Origin of the sequence: Microbacterium sp. (assembly GCF_017305435.1) — a bacterium.
Lineage (GTDB): Bacteria > Actinomycetota > Actinomycetes > Actinomycetales > Microbacteriaceae > Microbacterium.
On sequence record NZ_JAFKIP010000005.1, the window covers coordinates 205,286 to 225,882 of the forward strand.

General features: G+C 70.7%; 19 protein-coding genes. 14 read left to right on the forward strand and 5 right to left on the reverse strand.

What is annotated here, in order from left to right; all coding sequences use genetic code 11:
* Positions 1-49: 49 nt before the first annotated feature.
* Together purU and J0I43_RS09505 are read right to left on the reverse strand one after the other, a co-directional pair.
* Entirely contained in the window at positions 50-931 is an 882-nt protein-coding gene (gene purU, locus J0I43_RS09500; RefSeq protein ID WP_292862541.1) for a formyltetrahydrofolate deformylase, read from the reverse strand.
* A gap of 35 nt (positions 932-966) precedes the next feature.
* On the reverse strand, positions 967-1,659 hold the full coding sequence (locus tag J0I43_RS09505; protein WP_292862544.1) for an HD domain-containing protein: 693 nt from the start codon (positions 1,657-1,659) through the stop codon (positions 967-969).
* Positions 1,660-1,748: 89 nt separating this feature from the next.
* Between J0I43_RS09505 and J0I43_RS09510 the strand changes: the two genes are divergently transcribed.
* The 9 genes from J0I43_RS09510 to J0I43_RS09550 all read left to right on the forward strand — a co-directional run bounded on the left by J0I43_RS09510 (position 1,749) and on the right by J0I43_RS09550 (position 11,594).
* A complete protein-coding gene (locus J0I43_RS09510; RefSeq protein WP_292862547.1) occupies positions 1,749-2,600 on the forward strand; it encodes an IclR family transcriptional regulator in 852 nt (283 codons plus the stop codon).
* A gap of 40 nt (positions 2,601-2,640) precedes the next feature.
* The gene (locus J0I43_RS09515) at positions 2,641-3,984 is read left to right on the forward strand and encodes a cytochrome P450 (protein ID WP_292862550.1); all 1,344 of its coding nucleotides are present in this window, start codon (positions 2,641-2,643) and stop codon (positions 3,982-3,984) included.
* 1 nt (position 3,985) lies between these two features.
* Entirely contained in the window at positions 3,986-5,053 is a 1,068-nt protein-coding gene (locus tag J0I43_RS09520) for a PEP/pyruvate-binding domain-containing protein (protein WP_292862553.1), read from the forward strand.
* Between the two features lie 78 nt (positions 5,054-5,131).
* Positions 5,132-6,979, forward strand: coding sequence for a PEP-utilizing enzyme (locus J0I43_RS09525; protein ID WP_292862556.1), 1,848 nt, complete (start codon positions 5,132-5,134; stop codon positions 6,977-6,979).
* A 10-nt stretch (positions 6,980-6,989) separates the two neighbouring features.
* Positions 6,990-7,745 carry an SDR family oxidoreductase gene (locus J0I43_RS09530; RefSeq protein WP_292862558.1) on the forward strand — a complete coding sequence of 252 codons (756 nt, stop codon included), beginning with the start codon at positions 6,990-6,992 and terminating at the stop codon, positions 7,743-7,745.
* 54 nt (positions 7,746-7,799) lie between these two features.
* On the forward strand, positions 7,800-8,120 hold the full coding sequence (locus J0I43_RS09535) for a 2Fe-2S iron-sulfur cluster-binding protein (protein ID WP_292862561.1): 321 nt from the start codon (positions 7,800-7,802) through the stop codon (positions 8,118-8,120).
* Positions 8,117-9,445, forward strand: coding sequence for an FAD-dependent oxidoreductase (locus J0I43_RS09540; protein WP_292862564.1), 1,329 nt, complete (start codon positions 8,117-8,119; stop codon positions 9,443-9,445). The genes J0I43_RS09535 and J0I43_RS09540 overlap by 4 nt, the downstream gene beginning before the upstream one ends.
* On the forward strand, positions 9,442-10,086 hold the full coding sequence (locus tag J0I43_RS09545; protein WP_292862567.1) for an HD domain-containing protein: 645 nt from the start codon (positions 9,442-9,444) through the stop codon (positions 10,084-10,086). Before J0I43_RS09540 ends, J0I43_RS09545 begins: the two co-directional genes overlap by 4 nt.
* The gene (locus tag J0I43_RS09550; protein ID WP_292862570.1) at positions 10,083-11,594 is read left to right on the forward strand and encodes an aldehyde dehydrogenase family protein; all 1,512 of its coding nucleotides are present in this window, start codon (positions 10,083-10,085) and stop codon (positions 11,592-11,594) included. Before J0I43_RS09545 ends, J0I43_RS09550 begins: the two co-directional genes overlap by 4 nt.
* 24 nt (positions 11,595-11,618) lie before the next feature.
* On the opposite strand, the gene J0I43_RS09555 is transcribed toward J0I43_RS09550, so the two are convergent.
* The 3 genes from J0I43_RS09555 to J0I43_RS09565 form a co-directional block, all read right to left on the reverse strand.
* A complete protein-coding gene (locus J0I43_RS09555) occupies positions 11,619-12,797 on the reverse strand; it encodes a cobalamin-independent methionine synthase II family protein (RefSeq protein WP_292862573.1) in 1,179 nt (392 codons plus the stop codon).
* 101 nt (positions 12,798-12,898) lie between these two features.
* Complete coding sequence (locus J0I43_RS09560; RefSeq protein ID WP_292862576.1) at positions 12,899-14,380, reverse strand: peptide MFS transporter; 1,482 nt, start codon at positions 14,378-14,380, stop codon at positions 12,899-12,901.
* Between the two features lie 100 nt (positions 14,381-14,480).
* Positions 14,481-16,163 carry a serine hydrolase gene (locus J0I43_RS09565; protein ID WP_292862579.1) on the reverse strand — a complete coding sequence of 561 codons (1,683 nt, stop codon included), beginning with the start codon at positions 16,161-16,163 and terminating at the stop codon, positions 14,481-14,483.
* Positions 16,164-16,315: 152 nt separating this feature from the next.
* Between J0I43_RS09565 and J0I43_RS09570 the strand changes: the two genes are divergently transcribed.
* The 5 genes from J0I43_RS09570 to J0I43_RS09590 all read left to right on the forward strand — a co-directional run bounded on the left by J0I43_RS09570 (position 16,316) and on the right by J0I43_RS09590 (position 20,565).
* On the forward strand, positions 16,316-18,154 hold the full coding sequence (locus tag J0I43_RS09570) for a histidine kinase (protein ID WP_292862582.1): 1,839 nt from the start codon (positions 16,316-16,318) through the stop codon (positions 18,152-18,154).
* Positions 18,145-18,798 (forward strand): response regulator transcription factor, encoded by a 654-nt coding sequence (locus J0I43_RS09575; protein ID WP_292862585.1) that lies wholly within the window; start codon positions 18,145-18,147, stop codon positions 18,796-18,798. The genes J0I43_RS09570 and J0I43_RS09575 overlap by 10 nt, the downstream gene beginning before the upstream one ends.
* A gap of 57 nt (positions 18,799-18,855) precedes the next feature.
* On the forward strand, positions 18,856-19,560 hold the full coding sequence (locus J0I43_RS09580) for a GNAT family N-acetyltransferase (RefSeq protein ID WP_292863242.1): 705 nt from the start codon (positions 18,856-18,858) through the stop codon (positions 19,558-19,560).
* A gap of 109 nt (positions 19,561-19,669) precedes the next feature.
* Positions 19,670-20,080, forward strand: a complete 411-nt coding sequence (locus tag J0I43_RS09585) for a MarR family winged helix-turn-helix transcriptional regulator (protein WP_292863245.1) — start codon at positions 19,670-19,672, stop codon at positions 20,078-20,080.
* A gap of 62 nt (positions 20,081-20,142) precedes the next feature.
* Positions 20,143-20,565, forward strand: a complete 423-nt coding sequence (locus tag J0I43_RS09590) for an organic hydroperoxide resistance protein (RefSeq protein ID WP_292862588.1) — start codon at positions 20,143-20,145, stop codon at positions 20,563-20,565.
* Positions 20,566-20,597 lie beyond the last annotated feature (32 nt).

Here is a 20,597-nt window from a genome sequence, read left to right on the forward strand (position 1 = left end):
GGGACATGCCTGGCGGATGTCTGGGACATTCCTGGCGGAGCTCGCAGTCTCAGAAGACGATCGTGTGGTTCCCGTGCCGGATGATGCGGTCCTGCGCGTGCCACAGCACGGCGCGAGAGAGCACCTGACGCTCGACGTCGGCGCCGCGGCGGGCGAGCTCGGCGGAGGACTCGGCGTGGGTGACGCGGACGGTGTCCTGCTCGATGATCGGGCCCTCGTCGAGGTCGCCGGTGACGTAGTGCGACGTCGCGCCGATGAGCTTCACGCCGCGTTCCTTGGCCTTGCGGTACGGCTCGGCGCCGATGAACGCGGGCAGGAACGAGTGGTGGATGTTGATCACCGGCACCCCGAGCTTCTCGAGGAAGTCGGGGGAGAGGATCTGCATGTAGCGCGCGAGCACGACGAAGTCGACGTTGCCGACGAGGAGCTTCAGGATCTCGGCCTCGGACGCCGACTTGTCGGGGCCGGCGACCGACGGCACGTGGAAGAACGGCACGCCGAAGCTCCGCACGTCCTCGGCGGTCGTCGTGTGGTTCGAGATCACCATCGGGATCGTCACTGGCAGGTCGCCGCGGCGGTGGCGCCAGAGCAGGTCGAGCAGGCAGTGGTCCTGCTTCGACGCGAGGATCGCCATGCGCTTGGGGATCGACTGATCGGTCAGCGACCACTCGAGCTCGAACTCGTCGAGCGTCGCCGAGATGTCCGCCTCGATCGCGGGGCGATCGGCCGCGAAATCGGGGCGGTGGAACACCACGCGCTGGAAGTACGCGCCGCCGCGGTGATCGTCGGAGAACTGGTCGAACGCGACGATGTTGCCGCCGATGCGCGTGATCATCGCCGAGACGGCGGCGACGATCCCGGGCTTGTCGCTGCCGTGCACGATGAGGCAGGCGTGGTCGGCGGGCAGATGGGCGGGGTGCACAGGTGGCATCCCTCGATTCTGCCGGATCGGGGATGCCTCGGCGTTCAGACCAGGCCGGCGCGCTCGGGCGCGAGGTCGATGGATGCCGCTGCGATGAACGCCGCCGCCATCGCGCGACCCTCGTCGGTGAACAGGGCGTCCTCGACGCGCGCCGCGGTGATCCGCAGCGACTCCTCGGGTGTGAGCGAGAACCAGCCGCAGACGATGCCTCGCCCGTGGGGCGTGACGCGCCAGATCTTGTCGGCGTCCTTGACGATCGCGTCTTCGAGGGTCAGCGCGTACGGGCGCGAGTCGTGCCCGTCGATGATCTCGGCGACGCGGGCGACACGCTCGGGCGGGTGGTCCAGGGAGGTCAGGATCTCGCGCGCGATGCGCGCGCCTTCGATCTCGTGCCGGCGGACGAGATCGGGGCGTCCCCCGCCGGGGGCGATCGCCTCGAGGATCTCGTCGCTCCGGACGGTCGACCAGCCGGTGTCGTGCAGGAGGATGGCGCACAGCGCCACCTCGGCGTCCAGTCCGGCATCGCGGAGTGCGATGCGCGCGACGAGGGCGCGTGCGATCCCATACGCGTAGAGCGTGTGGCTGTCGTTGTTGCGCACGGCGAGATGTGGCGCCGCGAGCTCCCAGATCGCACGATGCTCCGGCGGCAGGGAGATGATCGAACGCACCTCGTCCGCGGGTGGGATGTGGGCGTGCACATCACGCGCCAACCGGGTGCTCGTCGACTCCCTCCGCATGGCAGGACCTTCGCACCGACGTACCCGAAGCGGCAACTACACTTCCGTCCAGCAGAAGCGCACGAGGTCGTGCGTGGAGGGGGGCCACAATGGCGGGCGGAACTGCGGGACCTGGCGAAAGCGTCACGGGTCGCGTCCTATCGATCCTCGCGGTGTTCGAGAAGTCTCTCGCGCCGCGGAGTCTCACCGAGATCGCCCAGGAGACCGGGCTGGCGCTGTCCACCACACACCGCCTGGTCGGCGAGCTCGAGCAGTGGGGCGCCCTGCAGCGCGACGCCCAAGGGCGGTACCAGGTCGGCCTGCGACTGTGGGAGCTGGGTCAGCACGCCGGACGTCAGGTCCGCGAGATCGCGCGCCCCCTGCTGCAGGACCTGTACAGCCTCACGCAGGAGACCGTGCACATCGCGGTGCGCGAGCGCACCGAGGTGCTGTACATCGACCGGGTGTACGGATCTCGCCGGGTGCCGCAGGCCTCGCGGGTGGGAGGGCGTCTGCCGCTCCACGCGACGGCCGTCGGCAAGGTGCTGCTGGCCTATGAGGAGGCGTGGCTGAGGGAGGCCGTCCTCGCCCAGCCGCTGGAGAGCCGGACCGCGCACACCCACGTCGATCCCCAGGCGCTGCGCGCGGAGCTCGCCGTCATCCGTGAGCGGGGGTACGCGCTGACCAACGCCGAAGTGCGGCTCGGCTCGGCGTCGATCGCCGTCCCGGTCTTCCAGCGCGAGGGCGGGATCGGGGCGGCGCTGGGGATCGTGACCACCGACGACAACCTGGCCGCGATCGAACGGCACCTGCCGGCGCTGCGCGGGATCGCGCGCCGGATCGAACAGAGCGTCGGTGCCTTCCCGCTCCGGTCGATGCGACCCGCGCGCGCCGCGGAAGGCCAAGTCGCTTCCACTGGGCGGAAGGCGAGTTCATCCCCGAAGGCGGCCGACCTTGAATGATCCCTATCGCGCCGAGATCGATCATCACGAGGGAGTGACCATGACCCCGACCCAGGCTGAGAGCATCGCCGACCAGGCACGGGCCGCCGGCTGCCCGGTCGACCACGAGGCGCTGCGGGCCGCGATGACCGGGGGCGGCGCGGACGGCTCGGACCGCCATCACGGCTACGAGCCGTTCCAGATGAAGGACCCGTTCGTCGCCTACGCCGAGCTCCGCGCGCACGAGCCCGTCATGTACGACGAACGCATCGGCTACTGGGTCGTCAGCCGCCACGCCGACGTGAAGGCCGTGTTCGACGACTGGGAGACCTTCTCGAGCGAGAACGCTCAGGCGCCGGTGCGCGAACGCGGCGCCGAGGCATCCCGCATCATGAAGGAGGGTGGGTTCACGGCCTACTCCGGTCTCTCCGCTCGGATCCCTCCGGACCACACGCGCCTCCGCGCGATCGCGCAGCGCGCTTTCACGCCGCGCCGGTACAAGGCGCTCGAGCCGACCATCCGCGAGAACACCCGTCGTGCGATCGAGCGCATGCTCGCCTCACCCGAACGGACCGGTGACTTCCTCGCCGACGTCGCCTTCGACATCCCCACGATCACGATCCTGACGTTGCTCGGCGTCGACCCCGAGATGGTCCCCACGTACAAGCGCTGGTCGGACTCGCGTGCCGCGATGACGTGGGGCGACCTCGGTGACGACGAGCAGCTGCCGCACGCGCACAACCTCGTCGAGTACTGGGCCGAATGCCAGCGCCTGGTCGCCGAGGCGCATGCGCGCATCGCGGCGGGGGATGCGGGCGACAACCTGATCTCCGACCTCGTCGCCGCGCAGCAGGACGGCGCGGAGATCACGGATCACGAGATCGCTTCGCTCTGCTACAGCCTGCTGTTCGCCGGGCACGAGACCACGACGACGCTGATCGCGAACTCGATCCGTGTGCTGCTGTCGCATCGCGAGCAGTGGGAGCGCATCGTCGCCGACCCGGTCCTGGTGCCGGGCGCGATCGACGAAGTGCTCCGCTACAGCGGCTCGATCGTCGCCTGGCGGCGCAAGGCCCTCGTGGATACCGAGATCGGCGGCGTCGCGATTCCGCAGGGTGCGGGAGTGCTGCTGCTCATGGGCTCCGCGAATCGGGATGCCGACGTCTTCGCCGATCCGGACGCCTTCGACATCACCCGCGCCGATGCGCGCGGTCACCTGTCGTTCGGCTTCGGCATCCACTACTGCCTGGGCAACATGCTCGCCAAGCTGCAGGACCGCATCGTGCTGGAGGAGACCATCGCGCTCGCGCCGACCCTGCGCCTGCAGGACGGCGCCGACATCGACTTCCGCGAGAACCTGTCGTTCCGCGTGCCCACCTCCGTCCCCGTCACCTGGGAGGCCTGACATGAGCCTGTTCATCCGCTTCTTCGACGAGGCCGGCCCCGCAGCCATCGAGGACCTCGGCGGCAAGTGCGCGTCGCTCGTGAACCTGACGGACGCGGGGATGCCGGTGCCCCCCGGCTTCGCCGTGACGACGGCGGCGTACACGGCGTTCGTCGAGCTGTCCGGCATCTCGGACGAGATCCATGCGCTGCTCTCCGGACTCGACGCCGACGACGTCACGCAGGTCGACGAGGTGTCGGCGCGGATCCGCGACCTGATGGTCTCGCGGCCGGTGCCGGACGAGATCCACGCCGAGTTCGACGAGGCCTATGCCGCGCTCCAGGCGCGCTTCAGCGAACCGCAGCCGGTCGCCGTCCGTTCGTCCGCGACGGCCGAAGACCTGCCCGACGCGAGCTTCGCCGGTCAGCAGGACACCTATCTGTGGCTGAACGGGCGTGCCGCGGTGGCTGAGCACGTCCGCCGCTGCTGGGCGTCGCTCTACACGTCCCGCGCGATCGTCTACCGCCTGAAGGCGGGGATCCCCGACGAGGGGCTCTCGATGGCCGTCGCGGTGCAGAAGATGGTCGACGCGCGGTGCGCGGGGGTCGCGATGACCCTCGACCCGTCGAACGGGGACCGCTCGACGATCGTCATCGACGCGGCGTGGGGACTCGGCGAGACGGTCGTCTCGGGGACCGTCACGCCCGACAACCTGCACGTCGACAAAGTGATGCTCGCCGTCAGCGCGGAGCACATCGGCGACAAGCACATCGAGCTGGTGCCCGACGGCACCGGCGGCGTCGCCGAACGCGAGGTCGAACCCGAGCGGCGAGGCATCCGATGCCTCAGCGACGCCGAAGTGCGCCGCATCGCCGAGATCGCGAAGCGGGCCGAGAAGCACTTCGGATCGCCCCAGGACATCGAGTGGGCGATCGACCGCGCGCTGCCCGAGGGCGAGAACCTGCTGCTGCTGCAATCGCGCCCCGAGACGGTCTGGGCGGCGAAAGCGGCCGAGGCTCCCGCCACGACGACGTCGGGCTTCGGCATCGACAGCATCACCCGCTCGCTCATGGCCCAGATCGGCCGCTGACCGCCAGACCGGCCAGACCGCCAGACCCGCACGACCCGAATCGCGCACCACCACCCGAATACACCCGAAAGGCACGACATGTCACAGGCGACCACTGTCACCGAGAGCCCGGCCGTCGGCCGCAGCTCCTTCCCGAGCCCTTACGAGCTGGCCGCCCCCGCGGGCGCGGAGGGTTGGCAGGATCTCTACGCCTACAACCTGGTCTTCCAGCAGAACCGACGCGATGTCGAGGAGCGGAAGTTCTGGTTCTGCGACAGTCAGCACTGGCCGACGGTCACGAAGCCGTTCGAGACGATCGGCTTCGAGTTCGCGGTCGGATGCCTCGGCCAGTACAACGCGCGTCAGCTGCTGATCCCGACCGCCAACGGCATCGAGTACCGCATCCACAACGGGTACGTGTTCATGTCGCCGGTCGCCGTCGACCCCGAGCACATCGAGGCCCGCGTGCCGCAGTTCATGCAGCGCGCCGGTCACTACTTCCAGAACTGGGAGAACCTGCTCGAGAACTGGCACGTGAAGCTCAAGGGCACGATCGCCGAGCTCGAGGCGCTCGATTTCTCGGCGCTGCCCGACGTGATCCCCGTCGACGACGTGCTCTCGGGCAAGGGCGTGGGGCCCGCCAGCGAGCTGCTGGAGAACTACGACCGGCTCATCACGCTCGCCTACCGCGCGTGGCAGTACCACTTCGAGTTCCTGAACCTCGGCTACGTCGCCTACCTCGACCTCTTCATGTTCTGCAAGGAGGTCTTCCCGCGGATCTCCGACCTCGCCATCGCCACGATGGTGCAGGGCGTCGACATGGAGCTGTTCCGTCCCGACGACGAGCTGAAGAAACTCGCGAAGATCGCGGTGCGTGACGACCTCGTGAGCCTGTTCGCGGATGTGTCGGATGCCGAGGCCACCCTTGCGGCCATCGGCGCCCACCCCGCCGGCGCCGAGTTCATCTCCACCTGGCAGGACGCGCAGGACCCCTGGTTCAACTTCACGACCGGCAACGGCTTCTACGCCCACGACGAGTACTGGCGCGACAACCCGAGCCAACCGCTCGCGTTCGTCAAGGGCTACATCGACCGCCTGCTCTCCGGCGCCGACATCGACCGTCACGTCGACGAGCTCGTCGCGGAGCGCGACCGGATCACGGAGGAGTACGCCGAGCTGCTCTCGGGCGAGACGCTCGAGACCTTCCGCGGCAAGCTGGGCCTCGCTCGAACGGTGTACCCGTACGTCGAGAACCACAACTTCTACATCGAGCACTGGACGATGGGCGTGTTCTGGCGCAAGGCGCGCCAGCTCTCCGCCGTGCTGCACGGAGCGGGCTTCTGGACGCAGCCGCAGGACATGTTCTACCTGCGCCGCGACGAGGTGCGCGAAGCGCTGTTCGACTACGTCAACGGCTGGATGGTCGGTGCCCCGGCCATCGGTCCCGACTACTGGCCCGACGAGGTCGAGCGTCGCCGGGGCATCGTCGCGGCCCTCCAGACCGAGCGTCCGCAGCCCGCGCTGAACACGCCGCCGGCGGTGATCACGGAGCCCTTCACCCTCATGCTCTGGGGCATCACCGACGACCAGATCGCCAACTGGCTGGGCAAGGGCGACGTCCCCGAGGGCACCCTGAAGGGGATGGCCGCGTCTCCCGGCGTCGCCGAGGGCCCCGCCCGGGTCATCTCGAGCGCCGAACAGCTCTCCGAGGTGCAGGACGGCGAGATCCTGGTCGCCCCCGTCACCGCGCCCAGCTGGGGGCCGATCTTCGGCAAGATCCGGGCCACGGTCACCGACATCGGCGGCATGATGAGCCACGCCGCCATCGTGTGCCGCGAGTACGGCATGCCCGCCGTGACCGGCACCGGAACGGCGTCCGTCGAGATCCGCACCGGCATGCGGGTGCGCGTCGACGGCCACCACGGCACCGTGACGATCCTCGACTGACGGGACGGCGATGACGAACGAGAAGACGGCGCGCACGGTCGTGATCACCGGGGGCGCCCAGGGCCTCGGGCGGGCCTTCGCCGATGCCTTCGCGGCGGCGGGGGATCTCGTCGTCGTCGCCGACATCGATGCGGCGGGCGCGGCCCGCGCGGCGACCGAGATCGAGGCCGCAGGCGGCCGGGCGATCGCCGTCCCCGTGGATGTCACGGATGCCTCGTCGGCCCGCGCGCTCGCCGAGGCCGCCGACGCGGCGGGGGCCGGAGGCATCCACGTCATCGTGAACAACGCCGCGATCTACGCGACACTCACCCGCGCGCCGTTCGACGAGATCGACGAGCCCGAGTGGGACCGCGTGATGGCCGTCAATCTCAAAGGCCCGTGGCAGGTCGTCAAGGCGGCATCGCCGTACCTCGGCGACGGTGCGCGGATCGTGAACGTCTCGTCGGCCACCGTCATGAGCGGCTCCGCCCAGTGGGCGCACTATGTCGCCAGCAAAGCCGGAGTGATCGGCCTCACCCGCGTGCTCGCGAAAGAACTCGGTGCCCGAGGCGTCACGGTCAACGCGGTCGCACCCGGTTTCACCCTCACCGAGGCGAGTCTGGGGCTGATCCCGGATGCCGCGCAGTACGGCGTCGACCGAGGCGCGATCGCGCGGGCCATCGAGCCCGTCGACATCGTCGGTGCGGTGATGTTCCTGGCCGGACCGGCATCGGGGTTCGTGACCGGACAGACCCTCGTCGTCGACGGCGGCCGCCAGTTCCTCTGAATCCCGCCCCACGCACCGAACCCGCACCACCCGCGCCCACCCAGGAGAGAGCAGATGAGCACCGTCGTCTACACCGCCTTCGACGGCACCGTCACGACCATCGCCGGCCGCGTCGGCGACTCGGTCATGGAGACCGCCGTCCGGAACGGGGTCCCCGGCATCGTCGGCGAGTGCGGCGGCAGCCTGTCGTGCGCCACCTGCCACGTGTTCGCGGCGCCGGCCACGTTCGCCGAGGTGGGCGGGCCGGGTGACCTCGAGGACGAGATGCTCTACGGCACCGCCGTCGACCGTGAGGACACCTCGCGTCTGTCGTGCCAGATCGCCCTGACGGAGGGGTGCGAGTACCACGTGACCACCCCGAGGGAGCAGTTGTGAGCCCCGCGGTGACCGGCGGGCCGATCCTGATCGTCGGCGCCTGCCAAGCGGGCGTGCAGTTGGCCGCGACGCTCCGCGAGCGGGGCGAGCTCGCCCCCATCACCCTCATCGGCGACGAGGCCCATCGCCCGTATCAGCGCCCGCCGCTGTCGAAGGGATGGATCAAGGGCGAGCTCGAAGCAGACGACGTCATCCTGCGGACGCGGGAATGGTTCGCCGACCGAGACATCGAGCTGATCACCGGCGACCGCGTCGTCACGGTCCATCGGACGGGAGAGGCAGGCGTCGCGACCACCGAGGGCGGTCGGGCGCTCGCCTTCGAGCGGCTCGCGCTCACGACCGGCGCGGCCGCGCGCCGACTGCTCCTCGAGGGCACCGACTATCAGGGCGTGCGCTACCTGCGCGATGCCGATGACGCGATCGATCTGCGCGGGATCTTCCCTGCCGTCGAGAGCATCGTCGTGATCGGGGGCGGCTTCATCGGCCTCGAGGTCGCCGCTGTCGCGCGGGGGCTCGGCAAGAGCGTGACCGTGCTCGAGGCGGCTCCGCGCCTTGTCGGCCGGGTCGTGGCGGAGGAGACGAGCGCGTTCTACCTCGCTGCCCACCGCCGCAGGGGCACGCGCGTCGTCCTGGATGCCCGCATCGCATGCATCGTCGGTGAGGACGGCCACGTCGCGGGCGAACGAGGCCGCGTCACGGGAGTCCAGCTCGAGAGCGGGGAGGTGATCCCGGCGGACCTCGTCGTCATCGGCATCGGCGTCGTGCCGCGCACCGAGCTCGCGGATCAGCTGGGACTCGAGGTCGCCGCCGGCATCGTCGTCGACGAAGCATGCCGAGCCTCGGACGGGCGCACGGTCGCCGCCGGCGACTGCGCGATCATGCCGAACCCGTATGCGCTCGGAGTCGCGGGGCTCGTGCGCATCGAGAGCGTGAACAACGCGCTCGAGCAGGCGAAGATCGCGGCCGCCACCCTCATGGGAGAAGAGGCCGCCTACCGCTCGGTGCCGTGGTTCTGGTCGGATCAGTCGGACCTGAAGCTGCAGATCGCGGGTCTGTCGACCGGATACGACGACGTCGTCGTGCGCGGAGACGTCGACGCTGAGAAGTTCGCCGTCCTCTACTACCGCGCCGGTCGGCTCATCGCCGCCGACTGCGTGAACCAACCGGTCGAGTTCCTCACGGTGCGCTCCGCCATCGCCAAGGGGCTGACCATCCCGGCGGCGGCGGCCGCGGACACCTCCGTCCCCCTCAAGCAGTCCGTCGTCGACGCGGCGCCCGCACCCGACGTCGCATCCTCCCTCGCCCGAGCATCGGAGCCGGTATGACCCTTCCCGCGCTGAGTCCCGTCGACACCTCGCCGATCGCGGCGGCGGCCGGATGCGACGATCTCGACCCGCTGTGGCGGGCGATCGTCACCGAGTCGCGGGCGCGATCGAATGACATCCACCTCCCCATCTCTTTCGCGTTCGCCGAGCGGCTGTGTGACGCGTACCCCGCGGCCGACGCGCTCGTCGTCCGCGTGGCGATCCTGCTGCACGACACCGGCTGGGCACGGGTCGACGAGTCCAAGATCGTGTCCGAAGGCTTCACGGGTGATTGGCGTAAAGCCGACATCCGCTTCGAGCACGAGCGTCACGGCTGCGACATCGCTCGAGAGGTGCTGCCGGGGCTCGGGTACGACGAGGATTTCGTCACGCGCGTCACCGACATCATCGACGGTCACGACACCCGCCCCGTCTCGCGCTCGCTGGAAGATTCGCTCGTGCGCGATGCCGACCGGCTCTGGCGGTTCACGCCCACCGGGATCGCCCTGGCCTCGGGCTGGTTCTCGCTCACGCCGGCCGAGTACACCCGGCGCCTCCGTCTCGAGATCGTTCCCGAACTGCTCACCGATGCGGCGGTGCAGATGGCCGAAGCCGACCTCGCCCGGTCGGAGGCGCTGCTGAAGACGGACCTGTTGACGTGATCGACGCAGCAACGGCCCACGAGGCATCCACGATGCGCGATTCCCACGAGCACGCCGCCGCGCGGCTGCCGTACCGGCACGTCCACGACTTCCTCATCGGCGGTGACGCCCGACCCGCCGATGGGGAGGCACGCACGCCCGTCGTCGATCCGGCCACGGGGGTGGCCTGGGGCTCGGTGCCCGACGCGGACGGCGCAATGGTGGATGCCGCGGTCGCGGCCGCGCGCGGCGCCTTGCCGGGGTGGGCGACGACGCCGCCGTCGGAGCGCGCATCGGCCCTCCGCCGGATGGCCGATGCCGTGGAGCGGCGGGCCGAGCTGCTGGCGATCACGAACTCGCTCGAGAACGGGTCGCCCCTCGCCGAGACCGGCGGCGCCGCGGCGAACGCCGCCGGCATCCTGCGCGTGTTCGCGGACATGGCCTGGTTCCTCGAACGGTCCGATGTTCGCGTCTTTCCGAACGGTGCGGACGAGACGGTGGTCGCGCGCGACCCGATCGGTGTCTGTGCCCTGATCGCACCGTGGAACTTCCCGATCAACCTCGTCGTGATCAAGCTCGCGCCGGCGCTGCTGGCCGGATGCACCGTCGTGCTGAAGCCCGCCCCCACCACGCCGCTGTCGATCCGCTTCCTCGTCGAGGCAGCGGCCGAGGCGGGCATTCCCGCCGGCGTCGTCAATCTCGTCACGGGCGGCGCAGAGACGGGTGACGCCCTCGTGCGCCATCCCGACGTCGACAAGGTCGCCTTCACGGGCTCGACGCCCGTGGGGCGGAGGATCGCGGCGATCTGCGGAGAGCTGCTGCGACCGGTCACCCTCGAACTGGGCGGGAAGTCATCGGCCATCGTGCTGCCGGACGCCGATCTGGATGCGATGTCGAGGATCCTCGTGCGCAGCTGCCTGCGCAACACCGGTCAGACCTGCTACATCTCGACGCGGATCATCGCGACCGAGGCCAACTACGACGCCGTCGTCGAGATGGCGGCCGCGACCGTCGGTGCCGCCCGGCTCGGCGACCCGCTGGACCCGGAGACCGTGTTCGGCCCGCTCGCCTCGTACGCACAGCGCGATCGTGTGCGCGGGTACGTGCGCTCCGGCATCGCCGAAGGGGCGCGCGTGGTGAGCGGCGGCGACGTCCCGGCGCCGTTCCCCGAGGGTGCCTTCCTCGTGCCGACCGTCTTCGCCGACGTGCGTCCCGACATGACGATCGCGCGCGAGGAGATCTTCGGTCCCGTCCTGACGATCCTCCGGGCGGAGTCTGTCGATGAGGCCGTCGCGATCGCCGACGACACCCCGTTCGGGCTCGGCGGAATCGTCTTCGGGCGCGACGAGGATGCCGCCTTCGACGTGGCCCGCCGCATCGACACCGGCTCGATCGGCATCAACTTCTTCGCGTCGAACCATCACGCGCCGTTCGGCGGACGCCACGACTCCGGGCTCGGGGTCGAGTACGGCATCGAAGGGCTGTCGGCGTATCTCACGCCGCAGTCCGTCCATCGCCGCCGCCGCTGAGGGCGTGGACTCCGGGCCGGCCGGTCAGGCGCGCCGGGCGCCCTCGCCGAGCGAGGCGAGCTTGGCCCACGCGATGTCGGGGTGGATGCGCCCGCCGAGGCCGCAGTCGGTCGACGCGATGACACGGTCGGGCCCCACGATGTCGGCGAAGCGGCGGATGCGCTGCGCGACGAGCTCGGGGTGCTCGACGACGTTCGTCGCGTGACTCACGACGCCGGGAACGAGGACGAGGTCGTCCGGTACGGACGTCTCCGCCCACGCGCCGAACTCGTGCTCGTGCCGGACGTTCCCCGCCTCGAACGAGATCGCCCCGACGTTCGCCTGCAGGACGACCGGCAGGATGTCCTTCAGCTCGATGTCGGTGGTGTGCGGGCCGTGCCACGATCCCCAGCAGAGGTGCAGGCGGACCCGCTCCTTCGGCAGCCCCGCGATCGCGTGGTTGATCGCGTCGATGCGGATCCGCGTGAACGCCTGGTAGTCGGCGATGGAGGGTTCGGGAGTGATCTGGTCGAAGTTCTCGGCGAGCGACGGGTCGTCGAGCTGCAGGATGAGGCCCGCCTCGACGATCGCGGCGTACTCCTCGCGCAGAGCGTCCGCCCACGCGAAGATGTGCTCCTCGTCGCTCGCGTAGTGCTCGTTGCGCACGCGCGCGGCCGATCCCGGAGCGATCGCGGTGAGGAAGCCCTGCTCGCCCGGCCGCAGCGCGGCCGTCAGGTTCCGGATGTCGGATGCCACGGCATCCTGCCCGCGGTACGACAGCGGGCCGGTCGTGGTGGGGAACGCGGTCGCCGTGCGCCCGGCCTCCACCGCTTCGGCGTAGACGGCGGGGAACAGCTGCCGGTCGCGGCGGTTCAGGAAGCTCGTCAGGCGCACGTTGCCGGGCGACGACTCCACCGGCGGCTCGTTGAACGCGTTGACCTCCGTGAGCGAGAGCCCGGCGACCCGCTGGAACGAGTACCCCCACCAGGCGCCGTAGTCGACGGCGCCGGTCATCGCCTTTCCGAACTCGCCGTCGCCGACGAGCGTGATGCCGGCGTCGCGCTGGCGCTCCACGACGTCCGCGACCGCCTGAGCGGTGAGCGCGTCGACCTCGGGCGACCGGCGCAGCGTGAAGCCGTCGTCCTCGAAGGCGCGCGCCCTGTTGGCGTCGATGAGCGCCTGCGTGCGGGGCAGACTGCCGGATGTGGTGGTGGCGACGGGCATGGGTTCCTCCTCGAGGCCGCGGCCGGATGCGACCGATGCCGGGCCAGGATACGGCCGACGGCCTCTTCTCGACGTGAATGTGACGCCGGACTTAATCGACCTCAGCGCACGCCACGCATCAGCCGCAGCACCGGCTTCGCCGAGACGAGCAGCAGGATGCCTACCGCGATCGCGACGAATCCGAGCGTCGTGAAGTAGGGCACCTCGTCCTCGGGGTCGTACAGCGTCGCGAGCTGGCCGGCGATCGCCGTGCCGAGCGACACCGACAGGAAGAAGAGGGCGACCATCTGCGTGTGGAAGCTCCCCGGCGCGAGCTTCGTCGTGACCGAGAGGCCCACGGGGGAGAGCAGCAGCTCGGCGACCGTGAAGACGAACAGGATGCCGATGATCGCGAGGAGCGGCGTCGAGTTCTCGCCGCCGCCGGCGAAGGGCAGGAAGAGCAGGAACGCCGCACCCATGATGATCGCCGCGAGGGCGAACTTCACGGGGGTCGACGGCTGGCGGGAGCCGAGCTTCGTCCAGATCGCGGCGAAGACCCCGGACAGCACGATGATGAAGATCGGGTTGATGGAGTTCACCCACGAGACGGGCATCTCCCAGCCGAACAGGTCGCGGTCCAGGCGCTTGTCCGAGTAGACCGTCAGCACCGTGAACTGCTGCTGGTAGAGCGACCAGAACGCCACGGACGTGACGAACAGCGGCAGGAAGCCCCAGACGCGGCTGCGCTCCTCGCCGGTGACACGCCGGCTGGAGAGGATGACGGCGAAGTATGCGATCGCCGCCGCGACGACCGCGATGATGACGATGATCGCCAGGTTGTCGGCGCGGATGACCCTCACGAGCACGAGCACCGCGATCCCGACCACGGCGATCGCTCCGACGGCGATCACGAACGGGTAGCGCTCCTTCGGCAGCGGGTTCGGCACCGCGCTCGCCTCCGCAGGGAGGCCTTTACGCCCGAACGAGTACTGGAGGAGTCCGAGCGCCATCCCGACGGCCGCGAGCCCGAATCCCCAGTGGAAGCCGAGCGTCGACTGCAGGAGGCCCGTCAGGAGCGGGCCGGCGAACGCGCCGAGGTTGATGCCGAGGTAGAAGAGCGAGAACCCGGCATCCCGCCGCACGTCCTCCGGGGCGTAGAGCGTGCCGACGACGCTCGTCGCCGTTGCCTTGAGTCCGCCCGAACCGATCGCGACGAGAACGAGGCCGACGCCGACACCGAGGAATCCCGGGAGGAGCGCCAGAGCGATGTGGCCGGCCATGATGACGATCGCGCTGAAGAACAGCACTCGCTCGGCACCGAGGAGGCGGTCGGCGACCCACGCGCCGAGGATCGTGGAGAGGTAGACCGCGCCGCCGTAGGCGCCGACGATCGACAGGGCGGTGGACTGCTCGACCCCGAGCCCGCCCTGCGTCGCCGAGTAGTACAGGTAGATCGCGAGGATCCCCTGCATGCCGTAGAAGCTGAAACGCTCCCACATCTCCACGCCGAACACGTGCGTGAGCGCCCACGGCTGCCCGAAGAAGCGCGTGTCGCGGTCCCCGGTCGGATCGGTCGTGGATGCCACGGGGTGTCGCGCGTTCATGCGGCCACGGTATCGCGCGGGCGCTCGGTGGCGGGGGAGGCGAGGGCGGGGAGAAGTGGGTGCCAGGCCCCGTTTTCCCCAGCCGGGACCTGGCACCCGTTCATCCGACGCGCGTGAACACGCCGAGCCCGGACGGGTCCGGCACCGCCGAGTACCCGTTGAAGTAGGTGAGGGTGACGCCCGTCACCGCGCCGCCCGATCTCGCGAACACGGCCGAGGAGAGCGAGCCGACCGGGGCGTTCTCACCCGTCGGCTCGAACGCCATCGTGTCGCCCTCCCACGGGGTGATCGCGAACGTGTACCCGCCGGTCGGGCCGAGCGCCCCCTGCAGTCCGCCCGCGTGCTCCGTTACCGTGAGGGTGCCGAAGTACGGGCTCGTGTACGTGCCGACGTAGTCGGATGCCGGGCCGGCCATCGTCGCCCCTGCGGGAGCCGTCTGTCCGGCGAGATCGCCGACCGGGTGGTTGAACGGCTCCAGACGCGCACGGAACGCGTCGACCCAGTCCCGGGTCTGCGTGCCGTACATGACGTCGTCGAGGAAGGCCTGGTTGATCGCCTCCGGCACGCCGATCGGCGCACCGTTCGTGAGGACGGTGATCCCGAGATCGAGATCGGGGACGAGCGAGACCGCGGTCCCCGTGCCCATCGAGAACGCGCCGGAGTGGCTGAGCACGACGCGGCCGCCGACGGCGGATCCCACGTTGATGCCGAAGCCGTAATGCCCGGGGCGCTGGTCGAGCGCCGAATTGTGCGAGTTCACGATCTGCGCCGAGAACGCCTCGGTCAGCGGTGCCGGGTCGATGAACGGGGCGCCGTCGTGCTCTCCGTTCGCCAGCACCATCGCCATCCACTTCGCGACGTCGGTCGCGGTGGACGACATGCCGCCGGCCGGCGCCTCGGCATCCGGATCGCGGTCGAACAGCGGCTCGAAGTCGTCGTCGCCGAGGCGAGCGTGCTGCACGGCGTGGTTCGTCGCGGCGAGGAACTCGGCGTGCGTCGTCGTCGTCGAGGTCATGCCGAGCGGGTCGAAGAGGAGCTCCTTCGCGGTCCGCTCCCACGTCTCGCCGCGCGCCGCGGCGATCGCGGCCGCGCCTGTCGTGAGGCCGAAGTTCGAGTACTGGTACGTCGTGCGGAAGGGTGCGAGGGGGATGTACTTCAGGTGGGCGAGGATGTAGTCGCGGTCGAAGCCGAGGTCCTCGAGGTCGTCGCCGCCGCCGGTCGGGATGCCGGTGCGGTGCGCGAAGTAGTCGCCGACCGTCGCGTGCGTCGTGACGTACGGGTCGCCCATCTCGAAGGAGGGCAGCAGGTCGTGCACGGGCGTCGACCAGGACAGGCTCGGGTCGTCGGTGAGGGCCTTCGCGATGATCGTCGCCGAGATCGGCTTCGACATCGACGCGATGAGGAACTGGGTCTCGTCGTCGACCGCGTCTCCGGTCGTCACGTCCTTCACCCCGAAGGCTCCGGTGTAGACGGTCTTGTCGCCCGACACGACCGCGACCTGCGCCCCGGGGACCTTCGAGCGCGTCATCGCGTCCTCGATGTGTCCCGGGAGCTTCTCGAGCGCCGCCGCGATCGCTGCGTCCCGATCGGTGTACAGGGCGACGGCGTCCTGGTTGGGGGCCTCGCCGACGTCGATCGGGGTGGTCGGGGGTGCGGACGGCCCGGGCCCCGGTGCGCCGCCCGTGCACGCCGTGGCCCCCGCCGCGATGAGGGCCGCGGCGAGTGCGGCGGCGGTCGCGCGCGCCACGCGCCGTGACCGCCGCATCCTGATGATCGACGTCATGGCATTCCCTGTTTCTCTCGTCTTAAGGAGAAGGTACGAGGGTGCCGGGGGCGGCCAGAAGGGACCTGGGTCGCGTCGAGCGGGCCGACCGGCGCGCGACCACGCGACCTGGGTCCGGTGAGGCCGCGGCGCGCGCCGAGTAGGTTCGTGCCATGACGTCCCACGGGCCGATCTCGCCGCTCACGAGCCCGACCCCCGCGCACCTCCGCGGGGGCGGCGCGGGCTCGCTCGAGCGCGCCCTCGCGGCGGTGGCGGCGCTCGGCATCCTGCTCGGCGGCACGCAGCTCGGCGTCGGCATCGCGGCGGGAATCGCGGTCGGCATGGACGTCGTCGTCTGGGCGGTCTGCGCGTTCACCATCCTGTTCTGGATCTGGCTCGGGGCGGGCATCGTCGCGTGGGTGCGCCGCCCCGGCAACGGCATCGGGCCGCTCCTCGTCGTCGGCAGCGTCGGCGTGTTCCTCGGCGGCATGGCCAACATGCAGGTGCCCGCTTTCGAGGTGATCAGCTCGATCTTCGCGACGAGCGTCCTCGCCGTCACCGTGCACCTGCTGCACGCCTTCCCCTCGGGGCGTCTGCGCGGCGCGGCCTCGATCGCCACCGTCGTGACCGCCTACGTCCTCGCGATCGTCGGCGATCTCGCGACGACGCTCCTCGCGCACGCGGCGGCGAAGGATGCCTCGTCCGGCTCCAGCCCGTCCGGCGCCGCCCTGCCCGGCGCTGCGGCCGACGCCGAGCAGTTCGTGCAGCTCGCCCAGACGATCGTCGGCCTCGCCGTCATGACCCTCACCGCCGTCATCCTCGTGCGGCGCCTCATCGCGGCCGACCCGCGCCACCGGCGCGTGCTGCTGCCGCTCTTCCTCTACGGCATCCTCGCCGTCCTCGCGATCCCCCTGGCTCCGCTCCTGACGCGCCTGCTGGAGGCGGACCGCGCGGTGAGCGTCGCGGTCCAGCTCGTCCTCATCGCGGGCCTGCCGCTCGCGTTCCTCGTCGGGGTCCTCCGCGGCGGCTTCCAGCGCACCACCGCCCTCGAGGCGCTCAGCGCGTGGCTCGCCATCAGCGGCCCCGCGCGTCCGGCCGCGCAGCGGGCCCTGGCATCCACCCTCGGCGACGACTCGCTGCGGGTCGTCTACTGGTCGGAGCCGGCTGGCGGCTACGTCGACGAGACCGGCGCGCCGGCGGCCCGCATTCCGGATGACCCCGACGACGCCGCCCGGGCCTGGATCGACGTGCGCGTCGACGGCCGGCTCGTCGGCGCGATCGGCTACGACACGCGGCTGACGGGGGATGCCGGTGCCGTGCGCCGCGCCGGCGAAGTGCTCGCGATCGCGATCGATCGCGAGCGGCTCACCGCCGAGCTGCTCGCGACGAACGAGGAGCTCGTCCAGTCGCGGCTGCGCCTCGTCGAAGCGGCCGTCCGCGAGCGCGCGCGCATCGCCCGGGACCTGCACGACGGGCTGCAGGTGCAGCTCGTCCTGCTCGCGCTCAGGGCGCAGACCATCGCCAACTCCGTCGACGCGACGCCACCCGTGAGTACCGCGCTCGGGACGCTCCGGCGCGGCATCGACGAGGCGGCGGCAGACCTCCGCCGTCTCGTCCACGACGTCATCCCGGCGACGCTCGTCGAGCAGGGTCTCACGGCCGCCGCGGAAGATCTCGTCGACCGCCTCGGGATGCCCGCGACCCTGGCATCCGACATCGATCGCGCGGAGCTCTCGCCCGCGACGACGCACACGGCCTACTTCGTCATCGCCGAGGTGCTCGCCAACGCGGTCAAGCACTCGCGGGCCGAGCGCGTCGACGTGCGGCTGTGGATCGACGGCGGGCGCCTGCGCATCGACGTCGCCGACGACGGCGTCGGCGGTGCGCGGCTGGACCGCGGCTCGGGGCTCCGTGGTCTCGTCGATCGGGTGGACGTGCTGGGCGGCGCGATCGATGTCGCCTCGCCTGCGGGGGAGGGAACGAGGGTGAGGGTGGAACTGCCGTGCGTGTAGTCATCGCGGAGGACGAGGTGCTGCTGCGCGAGGGCCTCGGGCACGTGCTCGCGGGCGACGGGTTCGACGTCGTCGCTGCCGTCGGCACCGCCGCCCAGCTCGAGCGCGAGGTCGCGCGACACGGCCCCGATCTCGCGATCACCGACATCCGCATGCCGCCCGGGTACACCGACGAGGGTCTCGTCGCGGCGTTGCGGATCCGCCACGCGCACCCGGCGGTCGGCGTCGTCGTGCTGTCGCAGTACGTGCAGCGCCGCTACGCCTCGGAGCTGCTCGGCCAGGATCGCGGCGGGTTCGGCTACCTCCTCAAGCAGCGCATCGCCGACGTCACGACGTTCACGGCCGACCTCCGCCGCGTCGCGGCGGGCGGCACGGCCCTCGACCCGGAGGTCGTGTCCGTGATGGTCACACGCGCGAGCCGCGGCGACCAGGTCGTCGCGGGACTCACGCCGCGCCAGGTCGAGGTGCTCACCCTCATGGCGGAGGGCCGCAGCAACGCCGCGATCGCGGCGACCCTGTTCCTCACCGAGAAGGCGGTCGTGCAGCACACCTCCAACATCTACGACGCGCTCGGGCTGCAGGTGGATGCCGACGACCACCGCCGCGTCCTCGCCGTCATCCGCTACCTGGAGGCCGCCGCGTAGGGTGGGCGCATGAGCGCTCCCGCGACCGATCCCGCCGACGCGATTCCCGGCGAAGGGATGCCGGCCGGCATCGAGATCCGTCCGCTCGACACGGTCGAGGAGGTCTTCGCGGCATCCGCCCTGCTCGACGAGGTGTGGGGCGATCGCGGCGGGATGCCGCCGAACATGCTGCGCGCGCTCGCGCACTCGGGCAACTACGCGGTCGCCCTGTACGACACGGCGGGCCAGGACGAACGGATGATCGGGGCATCCGTCGCCTTCTTCGCGGCGCCTGCGGCACGCTCGATGCACTCGCACATCACGGGAGTCCTCGCGGCGTACCGCTCGCAGGGGCTCGGGCGCCTGCTCAAGCAGCACCAGCGCGCGTGGGCGTTCGCGCGCGACGTCGGCCACATCACGTGGACGTTCGATCCGCTCGTCGCGCGCAACGCGCACTTCAACCTGCGGGTGCTCGGCGCGCGCGTCACCGAGTACCTCGTCGACCACTACGGAGCGATGGAGGACGCGGTCAACCGCGGCGACGAGTCGGACCGTCTCATGGTGTCGTGGGCGCTCGCCGCCCCGGCATCCGTGCCCGCCGAGCGCGAGGTCGTGACCTCCGTCGCCGTGCCGCACGACATCGAGGCGCTGCGACTCACCGATCCCGCCGAAGCGCTGGAGTGGCGCTACCGGGTGCGCGACGCGTTCGGCGGCCTCGGCGAGGACGGCTTCGTCGTCATCGGGTTCGACCAGCGCGGGTACCTCTTCGGGCGCCGACCGTGACGGGCGGCGCGGCATCCGTGTGAGTTTAATTGTGCACAATTGAATTGTGTGCAATGCTTCGAATGTGACCACCCCGACTCCGACGCTCGACGACTTCGTGTGCTTCGCGATGTACACCGCGTCGCACGCCACGACGCAGGCCTACCGCGAAGTGCTGAAGCCCTGGAAGCTCACCTACCCGCAGTACCTCGCCATGATCGTGCTCGCGGCGGGGGGGCGCACGGTCGGCGAGCTGGGCGACGAGCTGGGCCTCGACTCGGGCACCCTGTCGCCGCTGCTGCGCCGCCTCGAGCAGCGCGGGATCGTCGCGCGGCGCCGCGACGACACCGACGAACGCATCGTTCGGGTGTCACTCACGGATGAAGGGTCGGCGATCCACGGCGAGGTGATCGCCGCGGCCGGATGCCTCGTGCCCGCCTTCGTCGACAGCGGTCGCGATCTCGCCGACCTGCTCGCGCAGCTCGGCGCCATCACCGCGAACATGCGCGCGCTCGCCGCGGACCTGCGCGCCGCCGCGTGAACCGGTCTTCTCCGCTCTCCCCGGCCTCCACGTCCTCCGCCCCCTCCACGAAAGGAACCCCCATGGACATCCTCTACACCGCAGAAGCGCTCGCGACCGGCGGCGGCCGCAACGGGCACGTGCGCACGACCGACGGCATCCTCGACACCGACGTGCGCGTGCCGAAGGAGATGGGCGGCGCCGGCGGCGCACCCAACCCGGAACTGCTGTTCGCCGCCGGATACGCGGCCTGCTTCCACAGCGCGCTGCAGTCGGTCGCCCGTGCGCAGAAGATCGCGATCGAGGGATCGAGCGTCGGCTCGCGCGTCGGCATCGGCCCGAACGGGCAGGGCGGGTTCGGTCTCGCCGTCGAGCTCGAGGTGAACATCCCCGAGGTGCCGCACGACGTCGCCCAGCAGCTCGCCGACGCGGCGCACCAGGTCTGCCCTTACTCGAACGCGACGCGCGGCAACATCGACGTGACCGTCACCGTCGTCGACGACTGATCTCGCACTTCGGGCCGGGCGCCCGGGCTGCT

Bases quoted from the DNA above. Each gene is read 5' to 3' on its own strand.
- J0I43_RS09580 (WP_292863242.1), top strand. From the start codon at position 18,856: ATGCCGGCCGGCATCGAGATCCGTCCGCTCGACACGGTCGAGGAGGTC.
- J0I43_RS09515 (WP_292862550.1), top strand. From the start codon at position 2,641: ATGACCCCGACCCAGGCTGAGAGCATCGCCGACCAGGCACGGGCCGCC.
- J0I43_RS09520 (WP_292862553.1), top strand. From the start codon at position 3,986: ATGAGCCTGTTCATCCGCTTCTTCGACGAGGCCGGCCCCGCAGCCATC.
- J0I43_RS09585 (WP_292863245.1), top strand. From the start codon at position 19,670: ATGTACACCGCGTCGCACGCCACGACGCAGGCCTACCGCGAAGTGCTG.
- J0I43_RS09545 (WP_292862567.1), top strand. From the start codon at position 9,442: ATGACCCTTCCCGCGCTGAGTCCCGTCGACACCTCGCCGATCGCGGCG.
- J0I43_RS09560 (WP_292862576.1), bottom strand. From the start codon at position 14,380: ATGAACGCGCGACACCCCGTGGCATCCACGACCGATCCGACCGGGGAC.
- J0I43_RS09505 (WP_292862544.1), bottom strand. From the start codon at position 1,659: ATGCGGAGGGAGTCGACGAGCACCCGGTTGGCGCGTGATGTGCACGCC.
- J0I43_RS09570 (WP_292862582.1), top strand. From the start codon at position 16,316: ATGACGTCCCACGGGCCGATCTCGCCGCTCACGAGCCCGACCCCCGCG.
- J0I43_RS09555 (WP_292862573.1), bottom strand. From the start codon at position 12,797: ATGCCCGTCGCCACCACCACATCCGGCAGTCTGCCCCGCACGCAGGCG.
- J0I43_RS09590 (WP_292862588.1), top strand. From the start codon at position 20,143: ATGGACATCCTCTACACCGCAGAAGCGCTCGCGACCGGCGGCGGCCGC.
- purU (WP_292862541.1), bottom strand. From the start codon at position 931: ATGCCACCTGTGCACCCCGCCCATCTGCCCGCCGACCACGCCTGCCTC.
- J0I43_RS09530 (WP_292862558.1), top strand. From the start codon at position 6,990: ATGACGAACGAGAAGACGGCGCGCACGGTCGTGATCACCGGGGGCGCC.
- J0I43_RS09525 (WP_292862556.1), top strand. From the start codon at position 5,132: ATGTCACAGGCGACCACTGTCACCGAGAGCCCGGCCGTCGGCCGCAGC.
- J0I43_RS09510 (WP_292862547.1), top strand. From the start codon at position 1,749: ATGGCGGGCGGAACTGCGGGACCTGGCGAAAGCGTCACGGGTCGCGTC.
- J0I43_RS09565 (WP_292862579.1), bottom strand. From the start codon at position 16,163: ATGACGTCGATCATCAGGATGCGGCGGTCACGGCGCGTGGCGCGCGCG.
- J0I43_RS09535 (WP_292862561.1), top strand. From the start codon at position 7,800: ATGAGCACCGTCGTCTACACCGCCTTCGACGGCACCGTCACGACCATC.